The organism is Sciscionella sediminilitoris (assembly GCF_000737195.2).
Taxonomy (GTDB): domain Bacteria; phylum Actinomycetota; class Actinomycetes; order Mycobacteriales; family Pseudonocardiaceae; genus Sciscionella; species Sciscionella sediminilitoris.
In genome coordinates this window covers 1-229 of the sequence record NZ_JALM01000141.1, presented here as the reverse complement: position 1 = coordinate 229, position 229 = coordinate 1, and the positions used below count along the sequence as shown (strand labels likewise).

1 protein-coding gene is annotated in these 229 nt (G+C 57.2%); it reads right to left on the bottom strand.

Annotation, left to right across the window (positions count from 1 at the left end; all coding sequences use genetic code 11):
• Nucleotides 1–26 precede the first annotated feature (26 nt).
• Nucleotides 27–229, bottom strand: a 203-nt coding sequence (locus AD72_RS33540; protein WP_156365505.1) for an integrase core domain-containing protein, incomplete at its 5' end; no start/stop codon positions are given.

The following is a 229-nucleotide window of genomic DNA, read 5'->3' as shown; positions in this document are numbered from 1 at the left end:
TCTGCTGCAAGATCAGGTGACAGTTTTTAGGCCGCCTGGTTGGCGGTTTGGGACATGATGATCTCGTATTCGGTGGGAGTCAATTTTCCGAGTGCGTTCTGCCGTCGGCGTCGGTGGTAGGTGCGTTCGATCCAGGTGACGATCGCGATCCGCAGTTCGTCACGAGTGGTCCAGCGGCGGCGGTTGAGGACGTTCTTTTGTAGCAGCGAGAAGAAGCTCTCCATAGCGG